Origin of the sequence: Microbacterium sp. Leaf351 (genome assembly GCF_001423825.1) — a bacterium.
Lineage (GTDB): Bacteria > Actinomycetota > Actinomycetes > Actinomycetales > Microbacteriaceae > Microbacterium > Microbacterium ginsengisoli.
On record NZ_LMPK01000015.1, the window covers coordinates 25,087 to 26,684 of the forward strand.

The following is a 1,598-nucleotide window of genomic DNA, read 5'->3' on the forward strand; positions in this document are numbered from 1 at the left end:
CCAGCCGGCCGGGTCGCTGGTCCACGGATTGCGGTCGACCACGGCGAAGTCGGCGCGGTTGCCGACGGCGAGCGAGCCGCGGTCGTCGGCGTGGATCTGCCAGGCCGCGTGGGTCGTGATCGCGGCGAGCGCCTGCTCGGGCGTCGCGCATTCCTGGGGCGCGAGCACCGTGCCGTCCGCCTCGAGCTGGCGCAGCACCGCGGTGCGCGCGGCGTGCAGCGGCTGGACGCGGGTCACGTTGTAGTCGGAGTGCAGGCTCGGACGCAGTCCGAAGCGATAGGCGGAGGCGAGCCGATCCAGACGCTCGGCGCGCTCGGGGCCGAGGATCGTGTCGCGGAACGCGGCTCCCCAGTAGTAGACGTGGTCCATCAGGAAGCTCGGCGAGATGCCGGCCGCGGCCATGCGGGCGAGCTGGTCGTTCGTCGTCACCGACGCGTGCTCGAACCGGTGGCGGAGCGTGCGGTCGGTGCCGGGGAACAGCTGCTCGGCGGCGGTGAGCGCGAACTCCACGGCGGCGTCCCCGTTGGTGTGGATCATCAGCTGCCACCCGTCGTCGAGACCCGCCTTCATGACTTCGCGAAGGCTTTCGGGGGTCCAGTTGGCGTGGCCACCGTTGTTCTCGCCGAGGTACGGCTGCAGGAAGTAGCCGGAACGGCCCTGGTTCGACCCGTCCGCGACGAGCTTCCAGGCGTCGGCGCGCACCATGTCGTCGCCGCTGAACGGCGTCACTCCGGCCTCGCGCCACGCGGCCGCGACGGCTGCGGGGGTGTCGTATCCGGCGAGGATGGAGAACTGCGCGGTCGAGACGCGGGTCGGCAGTCGACCCGCGCCGTTGATCTGATGCAGCAGCGCGATCTCGCTGACACCGGCGATCGTGCCGGTCATGGCCTCGCGCATCGAGGTCACGCCCTGGGAGGCGAACTCGGTGAGGATCTGGCGGATGCCGCGTTCGATGCCCGCCGCATCCGGGCGCGGCAGGTTGCCGAGCAGGAGCGCGACCGCCGGAGACTCGCCGACGACGCCGGTGAGGCGCCCGTCGATGTGCTGCAGCGTGCCGCCGACGGGCTCCGGGGTCTGATCGGTGATTCCGGCCGCGGCGAACGCAGCGCTGTTGGCGTACGCGAAGTGCATCGACGCGTTGAGCACCACGACGGGCCGGTCGGATGCCACGCGGTCGAGGATGTCCCTGGTCAGCACCGGCTCTCCGGGGTAGAGGCTCGGGTCGAAGAGCTTCGCGAGCAGGTACTCGCCGGGCGCGGTGCGGGCCGCGGCATCCTTCAGCGTCGCGACGACGTCGTCGAACTCGGGGCACGCGACGTGCGAGACGTCAGTCCAGTCGAGTGTCATGAGCGAGGCCCAGATGTGCGCGTGGGGCTCGATCAGGCCGGGGATGACGACTCCCTCGGGGGCGATCGTGCGGGTATCGGGGCCGGTGAGGCCGTCGACCTCGGAGCGGCTGCCGATGCCGATGATGCGCCCGCCCGAGACGGCGATGGCCTCGGCGCGGGGGGCCGTGGGGTCACCCGTGGCGATCTCGCCGACGATGAGCAGGTCGGCGACGGAGCCGGCACGACGGGCGTCGCCGTAGCCGGCGGGGG

At 72.0% G+C, this 1,598-nt stretch carries 1 protein-coding gene; it reads right to left on the bottom strand.

All coding sequences use genetic code 11. The annotated features are described in order from the left end of the window. Nucleotides 1-1,598 (bottom strand): amidohydrolase (locus ASG00_RS05800; protein ID WP_082483106.1); only part of this gene is annotated, 1,598 nt, incomplete at both ends.